The sequence below is a fragment of the Streptomyces sp. CNH287 genome, assembly GCF_000424825.1.
Window position 1 is genome coordinate 14,204 of sequence record NZ_AUKQ01000024.1, and the last position, 16,697, is coordinate 30,900.

The window sequence follows — 16,697 nt, forward strand, 5'->3', positions numbered from 1 at the left end:
GTGACGCGGGGGCGGGCCGGGGCAGCCGGGGGCCGGCTGAAGGTCAGACCACCGCCCACAGCCCCAGGGCGATGGCGAAGGCGGAGAGCCCGAGCGTGGTCTCCACGACGGTCCAGGTCTTGAGTGTGGTCTTCTCGTCCATCCCGAAGAACCTGCTGACCAGCCAGAAGCCCGAGTCGTTGACGTGCGAGAGGACCGTGGCGCCGGCCGCGATGGCCACCACCAGCAGCGCGATCTGCACATCGCCCAACTGCGCCTCGCTCACCGCTCCGGCGATCAGCCCGCCGGTCGTGGTCAGCGCCACCGTCGCCGAACCCTGCGCGACGCGCAGCAGCGTGGCGATGATGAACGCCTGGAGGATCAACGAGATGCCCAGGCCGGAGAGCGAAGAACTGAGCGCGCCACCGATGCCGCTGAGTTCCAGCACGCCGCCGAACATGCCGCCCGCGCCGGTGATCAGGATGATCGCGCAGATCGGGCCCAGCCCGTCGTCGACGATCTTCCGCACGCCCTCCATGGAGGTGCGCGGCTTGCCCAGCACGAGCGTCGCCACCACGACGGTGATCATCAGCGCCACGGGGGTGGTGCCCAGCAGGCCGAAGAAGGCCACCCAGCCCTGTCCTTCGCCGAGCGCGCCGGCGGTGACCAGGGTGTCGAGCACCGTGTCGCCGGAGATGAGCACCAGCGGGATCAGCAGCAGGAGGAGGACGGTGAGGAAGGCGGGCGGGCGGTCGCCGATCTCCGGTCCGGTGCCCTGCCCGGCGGTGCCCTGCCCGGCGCCCTCCCCAGCGGCGCCCTTTCGCTCGGCCGCGTCCTGTTCGGCGGCGGCCTCCGGGGTACGGCCCAGCTCGTCGCGGGCCTGCCCGAAGACTGCCGCCGTCACCGGCACGTACACCCGGGCTCCCAGGACCCGGGAGATCAGGTAGACGCCCACATACCAGGCCGCGACCGCGATCGGGATGCCGATCAGCAGCGTGACCCCGATGTCGCCGCCCAACTGCTCGGCCGCCGCGACCGGGCCGGGGTGGGGCGGGACGATCGCGTGCATGGCCGCGAAAGCGCCTGCCGCCGGAAGGGCGTACAGCAGCAGGGAGCCGCCGAACCGCCGGGCGACGGTCAGGATGATCGGCAGGAACACCACGAGCCCGGCGTCGAAGAAGATCGGGAAGCCGAACAGCAGCGCGGCCACGCCGAGCGCCAACGGCGCCCGGTTCTCCCCGAACCGGGAGATGAGCGTGTCGGCCAGCACCTGGGCGCCGCCGGTCACCTCCAGCAGCCGCCCGAGCATCACGCCGAAGGCGACCAGCAGCGCCACCGAGCCGATGGTGTCGGCGAAGCCGAACATCAGGACGTCGGGGATGTCGGCGAGCGGGAAGCCGACGGCGATCGCCGTCACCACGCTGACCAGGACGAGGGACACGAAGGCGTGCAGCTTCACCTTCATGATCAGAAACAGCAGCACCGCCACCGCGCCCGCCGCGATCAGCAGCAGCGTCGCCGTGCCGTAGGCCGGGTCCATCGCTTCCATATGCACATCTCCATACCGAGGGCCGGAAACCGGAAGCTACGCCATAGGTAGTACCTATTCAAGGGTTCGACGGAAAAAGTCATACGATAGCGTCCGCGAGTGGACGTGCGAGATTCCGCTTGCGGCCCTGAAGAGTCGCCACGCACGCGCACCGCAAGCTCAGCAGGTGTCCGCGTCGGCCTCCGGTTGGGAACCGACGACCGCGGACTGGGCCGAGGCCCGCGCGCGCAGACGGGCAGCACGCGAATCGTCCGGACAGTCGCGGACGACGGCAGCTCCGGCGGAGCGGTGATCAGCCACAGGACCGCAGTGCGTGGGACTGCGGACATCCTCGCAGCCTGCATGTACGCCGAGGCAGGGCAGCGTGATCCCGCGCAGGCAGCCCGCTACTCGGCGCGGGCCTGGACGAGCAAGTCCGATCTGGCGCGCAGCTCGGAGAAGTCGTCGTGGGGGAAGGTCCGCTCCAGGAAGTCGAGGCCCGGTCCCAGATCCGGGCTGGACCAGCCGAACCCGGGGTCGTGCGGATCGGCGTAGAGGTACTGCCAGCCGAACAGCCCCCGGGTCAGCAACAGCGTTTCCAGATACTCGGGATACGTGAGGTCGAGCCGCACGAGGGTCCCCTCCGTGTTGACGGAGAACCAGATCTCGGGGTGCCCGGAGGTTCCCTCGACGGTCTCGAATCCGTCGTCACCTGCGAGGAACCCGGCAACCGCGCCGATCCCTGAGGCACCCTGTGAGTCGAACGCGTGGAGGCCGCGATCCTCCTCGTACCCGTCCTGCGGCCCGTACACGTCGATCATGTTGCACAGAATCCCGCCCTGGCCACGTGCCCCGGCCGGCCACTCCGCGTCGGGAAGCTCCTTGGGAGCTACTCCCACGCAGACGTTCACCAGATGGTTGAGCGAGAATTCGCCGCCGACGGCGCCGTCGGCATCCTCCCCGCTCCAGAAGCAGTCCAGATATTCGTACCGGTGGAAGTTCTCCGCCATGACAGGAGGAAGGCGGTCTCCCGCAACCTTGCCGATCAGATCGAGCGCATGCCCCGGGCCCGTAAGCCACGTCGCGAGGGAACCCTCATCCTCGTCAACCACGGTGATTCCCTCTGCCGCGCGCAACTCGGCGACCAGAGCCATCAGCCGGTCCTCAAAAGCGGTCACGAACCCATCTCCCGTCAAACTCTGGGCACATGACGATACAAGCGCCGCCCGCCAGTCGATCACGGGGGCAAACAAGCCGTTCCGCCAGGGTGGTTGAGGTACCGACCCGCAACCAGGCGGTTGCGGCGGTCTGCCTGTTCTGCTCGCGGAGGATGCCGCCGTGGCCCGCATACCGCGCGAAGTCCCCCGCGAGGAGCGGGTGGACGAACCGGAGGTTCACGCGGCAAGGCGCGGGATCGGCCAAGTCGTTGTGGGCGTCACCGGGCTCGGGGCACCTCGTCCAGGAGTGCCCGTGCTCTGGCGCGGTCGTCCGACGGCACGCTCTGATCGCCGACGAGACTCCCCAGGGCCGTGACGAGCCGCGGGTCAGCCTGCACCGCGTCCTTGAACACCGCCTCCACCGCGTCGAGGGCCCGCCGGCGGACGTGATCACTCCCGGCGGCCTCCACGACCTCGGCCAGCAGCGAGGGTTCCTCCGCCGCCACGACGTCCAGCGCGGACAGTGCGCTGAAGTGCAGGGCGTCGGGCCCGTACGTGCGGCTGAAGTGTCCCGGCGCAGGTGGCTGCCGCAGCACCTCCCGGACGCGGTCCAGGACGAGAGGCCGCTCCGGGCAGCGTGCTTCCTCGCCTCCCCGCTCCACGGCACCGCCGGGAGCCGACCAGTGGTCGAGGGCGATGCCCACGGCCGCGTGGTCATCGCTGCCGAGCAGCGTGCGCAGCGCCTGGTGGTACGACTCGTCCACCCTCGGTGCCCGCAGCCTCCTGTGTGCGCGATGCAGGTCCGGTCCGGCCAGCCGGTGCCCTTCCCAGTGGACGCTGTGCGGCAGGCCGAAGATCCGCCCCAGGAGGTCCGTGCCCCAGGGCCTCGCGGGAGGCCGGTCATTCCAGCTCTCGGCGGCCTCCTCCAGAACGGCGCGGTGCCGGTCCAGCGCTCCCGTGGTGAGCAGGTAGTAGGCCGCATGGGCCTGTACCTTCGGCTCGCATTCGCGGAGCGCCCGCAGCAGGATGTCGTCCGCGTCCGCACCGAGGCACTCGGCCAGGACGCGGATCGCGGTCTCCTGCGTACCGGCGGACGGGTCGAGGACCAGGTCGCCCAGGGCGGCGACGAGCCTCCCGTCCCGCCCCTCGGCCTCGCCGAGCACACCGGAAGCCATCCAGACGGCCTTGTCGCGCACCGCTGCCGAGTCCGTACGCGTCAGCACGTCCAGGAGCAGGCCCGCGTCGGCGGGCTCCAAGTGCCGCCTCCCGAGCATGTTCAGGGCGCTCACCTCGGCGGGAGGCAGCGGACGCCGGAGCACCTCACGCGCGCGGGCCAGCACCTCGGGCAGGTAGGCGTCGGCACGTTCCTCGTCCTCCAGGACATGCCGCAGCCCCTCCGAGGACTCGAAGTGGTCGAGCGCGATACCGACGGCGGCTGGGTCCTCGCTGCGGAGCAGGGTGGTGAACGCCCGCAGAGCGTCCTCGTCGCTGAGCGGGAACCTCAGCTCGTCATGGGCCTTCCGGAGCGCCGGATCGTACGGCTGGGCGTCTTTCCAGTAGATGCTGTGGAAGCCCTCGACCGCTTCCCGAACCTGCTCTGCCTCCCAACCCGCGTCCGCGGGCCAGGACTTCACGAGCCGCCCGACACGCTCACGGTGGACGCGGAGCCGCAGCGGCGTGGCGAGGTAACCGGCCGCGCACACCTGGATCTCCAGTTCGGGGGACTCGCTGAGCCCGACCAGGAAGTCCTCGACCTCGGGTGTGTCGAGACCGTCCAGGGCCATCATGGCCACCTTGCGCTCCTCCACCTCGAGGCCCTCGTCCAGCACGAGGGCCGTGACCAGGGCCAGCAGCCGCCGGTTCGGCTCCTCGCCCTCCGCGAAAGCGGTGCCGGCCGCGAGCAGCGCGTCCTCCCGGACGCCGGCGTCCGGGGCGCCTTCGAGGGCGTCGGCGATCAGGTCCGCGTCCTGTCCCTCAGCGAGGTGCATCAGCACGGTGAGGGCGCTGTCATGGCTGCGGCCGGACGGAGGCAGACCGAGGAGGGTCCGGGCGGCGGAGCGCGCCTCGTCCGCCAGCGGCCGGTAGGGGTTGTCCACACCCCACCTGGTGTCCGCCTGCGCCTGCTGGTAGTCGTCCAGCGCCTGGCTGACGACGTCGAGGTCGTCACTCGCCAGCCGGACGCTGAACTCCCCGAGGCGGAACTTCTCGTCCTCGCTCACCGGACCTCCTTCGTGCTCACCTCGGCAGGCTCACACAGTCCCCGAACGGTGTCACGCGGACCGAGGTGAGGATCGGCACCGCGGTGAGGCAACGCCGAACCCGGCGGGGGCTCAGAACGCGTCGGTGGGGACGTAGGCGCCCCAGATCTCCCGCAGCGTGTTGCACACCTCGCCGACCGTCGCGCGCTCGCGCAGCGCGTCCCGCATCGGGTAGAGCACGTTGTCCGTGCCCTCCGCCGCCTTGCGCAGCGCCGCCAGCGCCGCGTCCACCGCCTCCTGGTCGCGCTCCGCCCGCAGCCGGGCCAGCCGTTCGGCCTGCTGCGCCTCGATCGCCGGATCGACGCGCATCGGCTCGTACGGCTCCTCCGCCGCGCTCTGGAACCGGTTCACGCCCACGACCACGCGCTCCCCCGACTCCTGCTCCTGCGCGATCCGGTAGGCGCTGCGCTCGATCTCGCCCTTCTGGAAGCCCTGCTCGATCGCGTCGACGGCGCCGCCCCGGTCCTCGACCTGGCGCATCAGATCCAGCGCCGCCGCCTCCACCTCGTCCGTCATGGCCTCGACGACGTAGCTGCCCGCGAACGGGTCGACGGTGGCGGTGACATCGGTCTCGTAGGCCAGCACCTGCTGCGTACGCAGCGCCAGCCGGGCGGACTTGTCGGTCGGCAGCGCGATGGCCTCGTCGAAGGAGTTGGTGTGCAGCGACTGGGTACCGCCCAGGACGGCCGCCAGCCCCTGCACCGTGACCCGGGCGAGGTTCACCTCCGGCTGCTGGGCGGTCAGTTGGACGCCCGCGGTCTGCGTGTGGAAGCGCAGCATCAGCGACTTGGGATTGCGCGCGCCGAACTCCTCGCGCATCACGTGCGCCCAGATCCGCCTGGCCGCACGGAACTTCGCGACCTCTTCCAGGATCGTGGTGCGCGAGACGAAGAAGAACGACAGGCGGGGCGCGAAGTCGTCCACGTCCATCCCGGCGGCGACCGCCGTACGGACGTACTGGATGCCGTCGGCCAGCGTGAAGGCGATCTCCTGCGCGGGCGTGGCACCGGCCTCGGCCATGTGGTAGCCGGAGATCGAGATGGTGTTCCACTTGGGGATCTCGGCCTTGCAGTACTTGAAGATGTCCGCGATCAGCCGCAGCGACGGCTTCGGCGGGAAGATGTAGGTGCCGCGGGCGATGTACTCCTTGAGCACGTCGTTCTGGATGGTGCCGGTCAAGTTGGCCGAATCCACTCCCTGCTCCTCGCCGACGAGCTGGTAGAGCAGGAGCAGCAGGGCGGCGGGCGCGTTGATCGTCATCGACGTGGACACCTTGTCCAGCGGGATGCCCTCGAAGAGCACCCGCATGTCGTCGAGCGAGTCGATCGCGACGCCGACCTTGCCGACCTCACCGTGCGAGATCGCCGCGTCCGAGTCGTGGCCCATCTGCGTCGGCAGGTCGAAGGCGACCGAGAGGCCCATGGTGCCGTTCTCGATCAGCTGCTTGTAGCGGGCGTTGGACTCCACGGCTGTGCCGAACCCGGCGTACTGGCGCATCGTCCACGGTCGCCCGGTGTACATCGACGGGTACACGCCCCTGGTGAACGGGTACGAGCCGGGCTCGCCCAGCTTCTCGGAGGGGTCCCAGTCCTGGAGCGCCGCCGGGCCGTAGACCGGCTCGATCGGGCGGCCGGATTCCGAGTGGCGTGCCATGGAGGTGCCTCCGTAAGTCGCGCGGGAGTGAGGGTGCAACCGCCACGGACTGTAGCGATCGGCGTGCGCGCGGTGGGAGACCCACAGGCTGGGACGTTGCTCACAGCACGCGCCTGGGCCTGGAGGCAGGGCGGGGGCTGCGCCGCGAACCCCGGACGGGCGGGGCTGCGGTCTCCCGGGGGACGACCCCCGTAACCCCCGAGCGGCGCGGGCGGGACCGGGGACTGCGATCTTCCGGGGGACGACCCCCGTAACCCCCGAGCGGCGCGGGCGGGACCGGGGGAACGTGTCCCGCCCGCGCCGTATGCGCGAACCCGGAGGTACGGGGGGAACCTCGGGGGTGCCGCGCGGCCGATGACCAGTCGGCTCAACTACTACTGCGTCACGCGCAGCGAAAGTGTCACACCGGCCGTTCTCAGTCGTCCGGGAGGTCCTCGTCGGACCCGCCCGGCCCACCGGAAGCGTCCGAGCCGCCCGACTCACCGGACCCGCCGGAAGCGTCCGCCGCGCCGGTCCCGCCCGCGTCCTCGCCGTCGCCGTCGCCGCCGTCCGAGCCGCCGCTGCTGGTGGTGCCGCCGTCCGCGTCACCGTCGCCGCCCTCGGTGGAGCCGCCGTTGCCGTTGCCGCCGCCGGAGTCCGAGCCGCCGTTGCCGCCCGGCTCGGAGGGGCCCGTCGAGCCGCCGTTGCCGCCCGGTTCGGAGGGACCGCCGCCGGGCGGGGTGGACCCGCCGTTGCCGCCGGGGGTCCCGGTGCTGCCGTCGCCGTCCTCTTCGCCCGAACCGCCCGAACCGCCCGATCCACCGGAGCCGCCCGTGCCGTCGGTCCCGCCCGAAGTGCCGCCCGAGGCGACGCCGGTGGGCTGCACGCAGTACGTCCGTACGGCCGCCGCGCCGCCCGCCGCGCGCTCCAGCCTGGCGCGCTCGCGGGCGTCCAGCCGGCCCGTCGTGTACGCCTTGCACAGCGCGGCCACTATCGCCTGCGTATCGGCGTCGTCCGGTACGTCGCCGCGGTTCCACCCGTCGGGCAGGCGGCTGTCCCCGCGGTCGTCGGTGTCCCGCTCGCGCCGGTCGTCCTCGCCCCCGCCCTCGCCGGTGCGGTCCCCGTCGCGCGGGTCGCCGGAGGCGCCGGGCCCGCCCGGTTCGGTGCTGCCGCCCTGCCGTTCGCGGCCGTCGCTGCCGGACGCGCCGCCGTCCTCGTCGTCCGACGAGGACACGCTCATGCCCGGCTTCGCCGGTGCGCCGCTGCCGGTGCCGAACGGGGTCGGCAGTACGCCCGCCCCGGCCGCCACCGCGACACCGCCCAGCGCGCACCCCGCCACGGCCATGGCGAGCCCCGCGCGCAGCGGCCGGCCGGCGAGGCCGGGCAGTGCGCGCAGGACGTTGCGTCTGGGAGACCGGCGGGCGTCGCCCGCCGCCGACGCGGCCACCGAACCACTGCGCAGTACACCCGACTGCGCCCGGCGGAAGGCGGCCACCGCGGCGGCCTCGCCCGCGAGTTCGCCGTCCGCTCCCGCGTGGGCGGAGGCAGGGGAGGCCGCGGCCGTAGCGGCGGCGGCCGTACCGGAGGCATCACCGGACGGGCCCGCGGGAGAGCCGGGCGGCGGGGGCAGCAGCCCCTCGGCAGGGGCGGCGCGCAGAGCGCCCAGCGCCGCCGCCAGCCTGCCGGAGATCTCGTCCGCGGCGGCGCCCGAAGGGGCGTCGCCGGTGGGCGTCGCACCCTGGGAAGCGTCTGCGGCACCGTCTTGACCTGCGGCGGAACCGTCCGCGGAAGTGCCGGGGTGCGAGCCGTCGACCGGCAGACCACGCAGCAGGCGCTCCGCGGTCTCCTCGTCCAGCCATGCGTACCGGTCGTCGGACATCACGTTTCCCTCAGCGTTCGCGCGGCGTTGTGCGTCACACCGGGCGGCAGGTCGCGCTGTGGCGGCGTACCGGGTGGTGCGGAGTCCCGGGCCTCTCCTTCGGCACTTCCGGCGCCCTCGGCGCTTCCGGGGCCGCCGCTTCCGCGGGTCTCCCGGTCCGGGCCGGTGGCCGGGCCCGGCTCCGGATCTCCGTCCGGGTCCGCGTCGAGCAGCTCGGCGAGCTTCCGCAGTCCCCGGTGTGCGGCCGTACGCACCGCGCCGGGCCGCTTGCCGAGGACCTGGGCCGCGCTCTTGGCGTCCAGGCCCAGCACCACCCGCAGGACCACCGCCTCGGCCTGGTCGCGCGGGAGAGCGGAGATGAAGCGCATGGTGCGTCCGGTGCCGAGCGCCTCCAGGGCCTCACCGGCGGTGTCGGCGGTGCCGGGCAGGGCGACGAGTTCGGTCTCGTCGCCGCCGACGGCGGGCCGCCGGCCGCGCATCCGTATGTGGTCCAGGGCGCGGTTGCGGGCGATACGGGCGGCCCAGCCGCGGAAGCGGTCGGCGTCGCCGTGGAAGCGGGTGAGGTCGCGGGCTATCTGCAGCCACGCCTCCGAGGCGACGTCCTCCGCGTCCGCGTCGTGCACCAGCGTCCGGACGTATCCGAGCAGCCGGGGATGCACGGTGCGGTACACAACGCGGAAGGCACCCTCGTCCCCGCTTTGCGCCGCGCGCACCGCGTCCGTCAGCTGCGCGTCGTCCCCCTGCACGCCCGTGTCCTCGCCCCAACTCCGCGGCACCTCGGCGAATCCGCCGCACGGTGCCCCTGGCCGAGCCCGTGTGCTGCCGCTGCTTGGTCGTCCGCACCGGTCCACGACGGACCGGTGCCGCACCGGTCCGGATCTCTGGATCGATCCGCATCGATGTTCGGCAACACGCTACGACCAAGAACCTGTCCGCGTCCATGCCGGATGCGACGCTCGACGCGCCCCGGAATCAGCTCCCGCTGGTCGGCGCGTAACACAAACTCGGGTGACGGCGCTGAGGAGAGTACGGACCTGCTGCTGGTTGGTGCGTCCGTAGCGCGATGACGGCCGAGGTCTCTCCTGTGGGGGGTGGCGACCTCGGCCGTCGTCCATTTCCGGCACCCGGCCGCACCGCCGGGCTCAGCCCGCCGCTGCCGTCAGCCCAGCGCCGTCAACCCGCCGCCGTCAGCCCTCCACCCGGTCGACCAGCGCCGTGAACTGCTGCCAGCCGACCTTGGGCTCGCGCGGGTCCCAGAGCTTCTGCGCCGTGGCGGCCAGCGGCAGCCGGATGCCGTCGGCGACCTGCTCGGTGGTCTGCGAGTCCGCCAGGTCGCACCAGACGGCGAACCGCCCGCCCGGGATGCGGTCCGGCCCGGCCAGCTCGGCGGGTACGGGCTCGGTGCCGCGCAGCACGGCCGGGGTCCACTCCCGGTAGATGCGCTCGCCGGTCGGGTAGGTGAACTCGTTCGGCTCCCCGAGTACGTAGTAGAGGTACTCGTCGTTGAGGTTGAGGACCGTCCAGCCCTCCTTGAGGTACTCGATCGGCTCCCGGGACCCGATCTCCTTGCCCGTCCAGTACGTCACCTCGCGCGGCTTGTCCGGCCGTACGGTGCCGTTCGCGTGCATGCCGTCGTTCCAGACCTGCGGCATCCTGCCCTGCTTGCGCGCGGCGGCGGCCCGGTCGTTGAGCCAGGCGGTGGCCAGGTCCTGGACGCGCGCGTTGCCCCCGTAGAGCTTGCGGGCGCGGGCGGCCAGCGCGGGGAAGTCGGCCTCCGGGTCCTGGACGGTCAGGGCGAGGTACTCGTCACCGCCCAGGTGCCAGTACTTGCCGGGGAAGAGGCCGGCGAACTCCTTCGTCAGGTCGTCGAGGATCTTCGCGGCGGCCGGGTCGGAGATGTCCACCGCGCCGCGCACCGGATTGCCGGCGGCGTCCTTGAGCTGGAGACCGGGGTGCGCCTTGATGACGGCGCCCAGGTGGCCGGGCGAGTCGATCTCCGGAATGACCGTGATGTGCCGCTCCTCGGCCAGCTTCACGATCCCCCGGATCTCCTTCTTGGTCAGGTGCTGATCGGAGACGATCTCGGGATGCGAGTCGCTCTCGACCCGGAACGCCTGGTCGTCGGAGAGGTGCAGCTGGAACTGGTTGAGCTTGAGGTCGCCCATCTGCTTGATCCGCGTCCTGATCCACTCCGCGCTGAAGTGCTTGCGCGCGACGTCCAGCAGGAAGCCGCGCTGCGCGCGGTCGGGCCGGTCGCGGACGAGGCCGTCGGCGAAGCGGCCCTGCGCCCGTACGGTCTGGAGCAGGGTGCGGGTGCCGTAGAAGACACCGGCGTCGGAGGAACCGGTGATCTTGATCCGGCCGTTCCGGCTGGCGAGCAGGTAGCCCTCCCGGCCCGTCCGCGCCTCCCGGGAGAGCCGCAGTTCCACGTCGCCGGTGCGGGCGGGGCCCTTGCCCAGCGACACCTTCAGCTCACCGGCCAGCAGCCGCGCCTCCCCGGCCAGCGGGCCGCCGGGGTCGGCGATGACCCGGGTGCCGGGTCCGGGCTTCCAGCCGGGGCCGCGCACCGGCTCCCAGTCGCGTACGGCGGGGACGGCCGAGGGCGCGGGGCCGAGCCGCTGCGGCCCCTGGGGGGCGCCGGCGGAGGGCGAGGCGGGCAGGGAGGTACGGGGGGTGGGCGCGGGCTGCGCCTCGTCCGAGTCCTCCGGCAGCACGGACAGGGTGATCCCCAGCGCTGCGCAGGCGGTGAGCACGGCGAGGGCGATGATCAGGATCTTCTGCCGGTGAGGTGCCATACCGCTACGTTAGGGAGTCTTCCGCCGCTCCGACGCTTCCACGGGCGCGTTCGGGGTAGTGCGGCACCGGTGCTGCGACCGGATGGCGGCTACGCCGTACGTGCCTGTTTGATCACACCTTCAGGCCCCGGCACGAAGGTGGCCGCAAACCGTCGCTACGATGGCCGCGGCCGGTGGTCCGCACCCGGCCGGGCCCGACCGACACCGCTGAACCTGTTCGAGTGAGGAGATGGCGGCAGGCCCTGTCCCCGCTCATCCTCGCTCCCGGAGGGTATTTTCCGTGCCGGCTGGAACGCTGTATCGCGGCCGGGAAGGAATGTGGTCCTGGGTGGCTCATCGAGTCACCGGCGTCCTCATCTTCTTCTTCCTGTTCGTGCACGTCCTGGACACCGCGCTCGTCCGCGTGTCCCCCGAGGCGTACGACGACACAGTCGCGATCTACAAGACGCCCCTCGTCAACCTGATGGAGTACGGCCTGGTCGCCGCCGTGCTCTTCCACGCGCTGAACGGCCTGCGGGTCATCGCGGTGGACTTCTGGGCGAAGGGTGCGAAGTACCAGAAGCAGATGCTGTGGACGGTGATGGGCATCTGGGCCGTCCTGATGGCCGGCGCCTTCTACCCCGTCCTCCAGCACACTCTGCGCGAGCTGTTCGGGAGCTGATCGACATGGCCACAGACATCGAGACGACGGGCACCACCGTCGATTCCGGCTACAGCCCGGACAACCCCGCGCCGGTGATCGAGCCGCCGCGGGCGCGTACGCCCCGGACGCCCAAGTCCACCCGGACCAACTTCGAGCTGTACGGCTGGCTGTTCATGCGGCTGTCCGGAATCCTGCTCTTCGTGCTGGTCCTCTACCACCTGCTGATCCAGCTGGTGCTGGACGGCGGCGTGACCAAGATCGGCTTCGCCTTCGTCGCCGGCCGCTGGGCCTCGCCGTTCTGGCAGACCTGGGACCTGGTCATGCTCTGGCTGGCGATGCTGCACGGCGGCAACGGCCTGCGCACGATCATCAACGACTACGCCGAGCGGGACAACACCCGCATGTGGCTCAAGATGCTGCTGTACACCGCCACGGTGTTCACCGTCCTGCTGGGCACGCTGGTGATCTTCACCTTCGACCCGGACATCCGATAGAGCGCCGGGCTGAGGTAACGCTATGAAGATCCACAAGTACGACACCGTCATCGTCGGCGCGGGCGGCGCCGGCATGCGCGCGGCGATCGAGTCGACCAAGCGCAGCCGCACCGCCGTGCTCACCAAGCTCTACCCGACCCGCTCCCACACCGGCGCCGCGCAGGGCGGCATGGCCGCCGCCCTCGCGAACGTCGAGGAGGACAACTGGGAGTGGCACACCTTCGACACGATCAAGGGCGGCGACTACCTGGTAGACCAGGACGCCGCCGAGATCCTGGCGAAGGAGGCCATCGACTCCGTCCTGGACCTGGAGAAGATGGGCCTGCCGTTCAACCGCACCCCGGACGGCACGATCGACCAGCGCCGCTTCGGCGGCCACAGCCGCAACCACGGTGAGGCGCCGGTCCGCCGGTCCTGCTACGCCGCGGACCGCACCGGCCACATGATCCTCCAGACGCTGTACCAGAACTGCGTCAAGGAGGGCGTGGAGTTCTACAACGAGTTCTACGTCCTGGACCTGCTGCTCACCGAGGTCGACGGCGTACGCAAGACCGCCGGCGTGGTCGCCTACGAGCTGGCCACCGGCGAGATCCACATCTTCCGCGCCAAGGCGGTCGTGTTCGCCTCGGGCGGCAACGGCAAGTTCTTCAAGGTCTCCTCGAACGCGCACACGCTCACCGGCGACGGCCAGGCCGCCGCGTACCGGCGCGGGCTTCCGCTGGAGGACATGGAGTTCTTCCAGTTCCACCCCACCGGCATCTGGAAGATGGGCATCCTGCTCACCGAGGGCGCCCGCGGCGAGGGCGGCATCCTGCGCAACCGCGACGGCGAGCGCTTCATGGAGAAGTACGCCCCGGTGATGAAGGACCTCGCCTCCCGCGACGTCGTCTCCCGCGCGATCTACACCGAGATCCGCGAGAACCGGGGCTGCGGCGCCGACCGGGACCACGTCTACCTGGACCTGACGCACCTGCCGCCGGAGCAGTTGGACGCCAAGCTGCCGGACATCACCGAGTTCGCGCGTACGTACCTGGGCATCGAGCCGTACACCGACCCGATCCCGATCCAGCCCACCGCGCACTACGCGATGGGCGGCATCCCGACCAACGTCCAGGGCGAGGTCCTCTCGGACACCAGCACCCCGGTGCCGGGCCTGTACGCGGCGGGCGAGGTGGCGTGCGTCTCCGTGCACGGCGCGAACCGGCTGGGGACCAACTCCCTGCTGGACATCAACGTCTTCGGGCGGCGCGCGGGCATCGCGGCAGCCGAGTACGCGGCCACCGCCGAGTTCGTCGAACTGCCGGAGGAGCCGGCGAAGTTCGTCGAGGACGAGGTCGAGAACCTGCGCGACGCGACCGGCAACGAGCGGGTGTTCGAGATCCGGAAGGCGCTCCAGGAGACCATGGACAAGAACGTCATGGTCTTCCGCACGGAGCAGACCCTGAAGGAGGCCGTCGAGGAGATCGGCTCGCTGCGCAAGCGGTTCAAGAACATCAGCGTCCAGGACAAGGGCAGGCGGTTCAACACCGACCTGCTGGAGGCCCTGGAGCTGGGCAACCTGCTGGACCTGGCCGAGGTGACGGCGGTCTCGGCGCTGGCCCGCAAGGAGTCGCGCGGCGGCCACTACCGCGAGGACTACCCCAGCCGCGACGACGTCAACTTCATGCGCCACACCCTGGCGTACCGCGAGGTGGGCGACGACGGCGCCGAGTCGATCCGGCTCGACTACAAGCCGGTCGTCCAGACCCGCTACCAGCCGATGGAGCGTAAGTACTGATGAGCACCCCCGTCATGGACAAGGAGGAGCGGGCCGCCACGTCCGACACCTCCCACCTGATCACCGCCACCTTCCGCATCCGCCGGTTCAACCCGGAGATCGCGGCCGAGCCCTCCTGGGAGGACTTCCGGATCGAGATCGATCCGAAGGAGCGGGTGCTGGACGCGCTGCACAAGATCAAGTGGGAGGTCGACGGCACGCTGACCTTCCGCCGCTCCTGCGCGCACGGCATCTGCGGCTCGGACGCGATGCGCATCAACGGCCGCAACCGGCTGGCGTGCAAGACGCTGATCAAGGATCTGAGCCCGGAAAAGCCGATCACCGTCGAGGCGATAAAGGGCCTCACGGTGCTCAAGGACCTGGTCGTCGACATGGACCCGTTCTTCCAGGCGTACCGGGACGTCATGCCGTTCCTGATCACCAGCGGGAACGAGCCGACGCGCGAGCGGCTCCAGACCGCCGAGGACCGGGAGCGCTTCGACGACACGACCAAGTGCATCCTGTGCGCGGCGTGCACCTCCTCCTGCCCGGTTTTCTGGAACGACGGGCAGTACTTCGGCCCGGCGGCCATCGTCAACGCGCACCGCTTCATCTTCGACTCGCGTGACGAGGCGGGCGAACAGCGCCTGGAGATCCTGAACGACAAGGACGGCGTCTGGCGCTGCCGTACGACGTTCAACTGCACGGACGCCTGCCCGCGCGGCATCGAGGTCACCAAGGCGATCCAGGAGGTCAAGCGGGCGCTGATCACCCGCCGCTTCTGAGCACTCCGCACGGCCGTACGCACGAGGGGTCCGGGTCCGAACCGCCGCCGGTTCGGACCCGGACCCCTCGCGTGCTGCGGGCAGCGCCGCGGGCGGCGGCCGTCGTCTAAGGTGGCGCGACCGAGATCGGCAAGCGCAGGGGGAACCGGTGAACGCACACCGAGCGATCGGGACGCTGGCGGCGGCCTTGGTGACAGCCGCGGGCCTGACGGGGTGCGGTGACGACCAGGGCCGGGCGGACGGTGCCCCCTCACCCTCCGCGAGCCCCGCCGCCGCACGGCAGAGCCCCGGCCCCGGCCCCGTGGTGACGACGCCCCGGGGGCCGGCGACCGCGCCCGGCCGCGATGACGCCGCCCCGCCCCGGCGGACCTTCACGGGCGGGGAACTGCGCGAAGTACTGCTGCCGGACTCCGCCTTCGGCCCGAAGCTGCGAGCGGGCGAGTCGCACACGATGCCCTTCGAGAGCACCCGCGAACAGCGCCGGAGCCATTGGCAGGACTGCCTCTCCCCCGGCGAGAACCCAGCCTGGCTGGGCCCGGACTCCTACCGCGGAACCGTCGTGACAGCCATCTCGGTGCACGTGGACCGCAAGGCCAACGCATGGCGCGAGGTCGGCTCCCAGACGCTCACGTCGCTGACGGTCGCCTCGGCCCGCGCCCTCCTGCACGTAGAGCAGGACATCATGCGGCACTGTCCGTCCTTCGCCGCCGACGCGGAAGCCGGTACCGCGAGCAAGGAATACACGGTGGAGCCGCTGGAGGGGATCGGCGACGAGGCGTTCCTGGAGACCCACACCTTGAACAACGAGGGCCGGCACACCAGTTACACGGTGCACGCCCGGGTCGGCGGTGTGCTGCTCACCGTCTCGGACGGCTTGAACTCGGGCCGCGAGCACGCCATTGCGTGGGCCGCCCAGCTCGCACGCAAGGCAGGCAGCACCCTCTACCCCTGAGCCCCCGAAGCCCCCGGACGAGGCCTGGCGACGATGCCGTCGGCGCGTATTCGGGACCGCGAACGGTGACGTACGCTCCCCAGCACGCCGCCAGCAATCCGCGACGGCCGACGCAGCGCATCGCGTCGACTGCCTACGTGGCCTCCACGGCCACTCCCGAAAGCCGCGCCGCCTTCCGGGTCGGCCACATGAGGAGCCCTGGTGAGTGAATCGACGACGCGCCAGTACTTTGTTCTTTCCGGAGGAATACCAGGCGATTTCTTCTTCGATCTGGAGGAAGCGCTGGGGGTCCTTGAGGCCGACCTGTCCCTCGATGTCCGATTCACGGAAACTCGCCGCCTCGGCCACGGCCAGACCTCTCACTTCTACGCTTCCGACGACGCCCGGATTCTCTTGACGGTCACGGAGGACGAGAATCTGAAGTGTCTATACATCCTGCTCGAAGGCGACGAAACAGACGTACGTCGATCCGGCAACCTGCTCGCTGGAAAGCTTCCCGTGCGATTCTTGCGAGAATGGCAGGACCTGGCGAGAGACGAGATGCAGCAGGACCCGACGCTTCTCGTCAAGCTGGCGATCGCGTCGCACCAAGCATCAGATGCGTACTCGCTGGAGATTCTCCGGAAAGGGCTCAGTGACGGGAATCGCAAGGTACGTCTCATGGCTGTGGAAGCAGCAAGCCTCACCCAATGGCCGGTGTTGGCCAGTGACCTCGCAAGGGTTTACGAAAGCGACGCGGACGGCGAAGTGCGTCATCTCGCCGGCCAAGCCCTGAAACTCCTTCTGACAGCAAACCCGCTGGGCGAGCCCTGAGGCTTCGCCGACCGGATCGCAGTGCC

General features: G+C 70.9%; 13 protein-coding genes. 6 read left to right on the top strand and 7 right to left on the bottom strand.

Annotated elements, in window-relative coordinates; translation table 11 throughout:
- Nucleotides 1–43: 43 nt before the first annotated feature.
- The 7 genes from H299_RS0121760 to H299_RS0121795 form a co-directional block, all read right to left on the bottom strand.
- Nucleotides 44–1,528: a GntP family permease gene (locus H299_RS0121760; RefSeq protein WP_027750128.1), complete on the bottom strand. Its 1,485-nt coding sequence runs from the start codon at nucleotides 1,526–1,528 to the stop codon at nucleotides 44–46.
- Between the two features lie 386 nt (nucleotides 1,529–1,914).
- Nucleotides 1,915–2,685, bottom strand: a complete 771-nt coding sequence (locus H299_RS37675) for a hypothetical protein (RefSeq protein ID WP_027750129.1) — start codon at nucleotides 2,683–2,685, stop codon at nucleotides 1,915–1,917.
- 257 nt (nucleotides 2,686–2,942) lie between these two features.
- Nucleotides 2,943–4,883, bottom strand: a complete 1,941-nt coding sequence (locus H299_RS0121770) for a hypothetical protein (protein WP_027750130.1) — start codon at nucleotides 4,881–4,883, stop codon at nucleotides 2,943–2,945.
- Between the two features lie 111 nt (nucleotides 4,884–4,994).
- Nucleotides 4,995–6,575 carry a methylmalonyl-CoA mutase family protein gene (locus H299_RS0121775; protein ID WP_027750131.1) on the bottom strand — a complete coding sequence of 527 codons (1,581 nt, stop codon included), beginning with the start codon at nucleotides 6,573–6,575 and terminating at the stop codon, nucleotides 4,995–4,997.
- A 415-nt stretch (nucleotides 6,576–6,990) separates the two neighbouring features.
- On the bottom strand, nucleotides 6,991–8,433 hold the full coding sequence (locus H299_RS0121785) for a hypothetical protein (protein WP_027750132.1): 1,443 nt from the start codon (nucleotides 8,431–8,433) through the stop codon (nucleotides 6,991–6,993).
- Nucleotides 8,433–9,179 (bottom strand): RNA polymerase sigma factor, encoded by a 747-nt coding sequence (locus H299_RS0121790; protein ID WP_027750133.1) that lies wholly within the window; start codon nucleotides 9,177–9,179, stop codon nucleotides 8,433–8,435. The genes H299_RS0121785 and H299_RS0121790 overlap by 1 nt, the downstream gene beginning before the upstream one ends.
- Nucleotides 9,180–9,620: 441 nt before the next feature.
- Nucleotides 9,621–11,228, bottom strand: a complete 1,608-nt coding sequence (locus tag H299_RS0121795) for a family 20 glycosylhydrolase (RefSeq protein ID WP_027750134.1) — start codon at nucleotides 11,226–11,228, stop codon at nucleotides 9,621–9,623.
- Nucleotides 11,229–11,508: 280 nt separating this feature from the next.
- Here H299_RS0121795 and sdhC point away from each other — a divergent pair, with 280 nt between their 5' ends.
- From sdhC to H299_RS0121825, 6 genes are all read left to right on the top strand, one after another.
- Nucleotides 11,509–11,889 (top strand): succinate dehydrogenase, cytochrome b556 subunit, encoded by a 381-nt coding sequence (gene sdhC, locus H299_RS0121800; protein ID WP_037759982.1) that lies wholly within the window; start codon nucleotides 11,509–11,511, stop codon nucleotides 11,887–11,889.
- 5 nt (nucleotides 11,890–11,894) lie between these two features.
- Nucleotides 11,895–12,365, top strand: coding sequence for a succinate dehydrogenase hydrophobic membrane anchor subunit (locus tag H299_RS0121805; protein ID WP_027750136.1), 471 nt, complete (start codon nucleotides 11,895–11,897; stop codon nucleotides 12,363–12,365).
- A 22-nt stretch (nucleotides 12,366–12,387) separates the two neighbouring features.
- Complete coding sequence (sdhA, locus tag H299_RS0121810) at nucleotides 12,388–14,142, top strand: succinate dehydrogenase flavoprotein subunit (RefSeq protein WP_027750137.1); 1,755 nt, start codon at nucleotides 12,388–12,390, stop codon at nucleotides 14,140–14,142.
- Nucleotides 14,142–14,906 carry a succinate dehydrogenase iron-sulfur subunit gene (locus tag H299_RS0121815; RefSeq protein WP_027750138.1) on the top strand — a complete coding sequence of 255 codons (765 nt, stop codon included), beginning with the start codon at nucleotides 14,142–14,144 and terminating at the stop codon, nucleotides 14,904–14,906. Before sdhA ends, H299_RS0121815 begins: the two co-directional genes overlap by 1 nt.
- 148 nt (nucleotides 14,907–15,054) lie before the next feature.
- Nucleotides 15,055–15,858, top strand: coding sequence for a hypothetical protein (locus tag H299_RS0121820; protein WP_027750139.1), 804 nt, complete (start codon nucleotides 15,055–15,057; stop codon nucleotides 15,856–15,858).
- 201 nt (nucleotides 15,859–16,059) lie between these two features.
- Nucleotides 16,060–16,671, top strand: a complete 612-nt coding sequence (locus H299_RS0121825) for a HEAT repeat domain-containing protein (RefSeq protein ID WP_027750140.1) — start codon at nucleotides 16,060–16,062, stop codon at nucleotides 16,669–16,671.
- Nucleotides 16,672–16,697 lie beyond the last annotated feature (26 nt).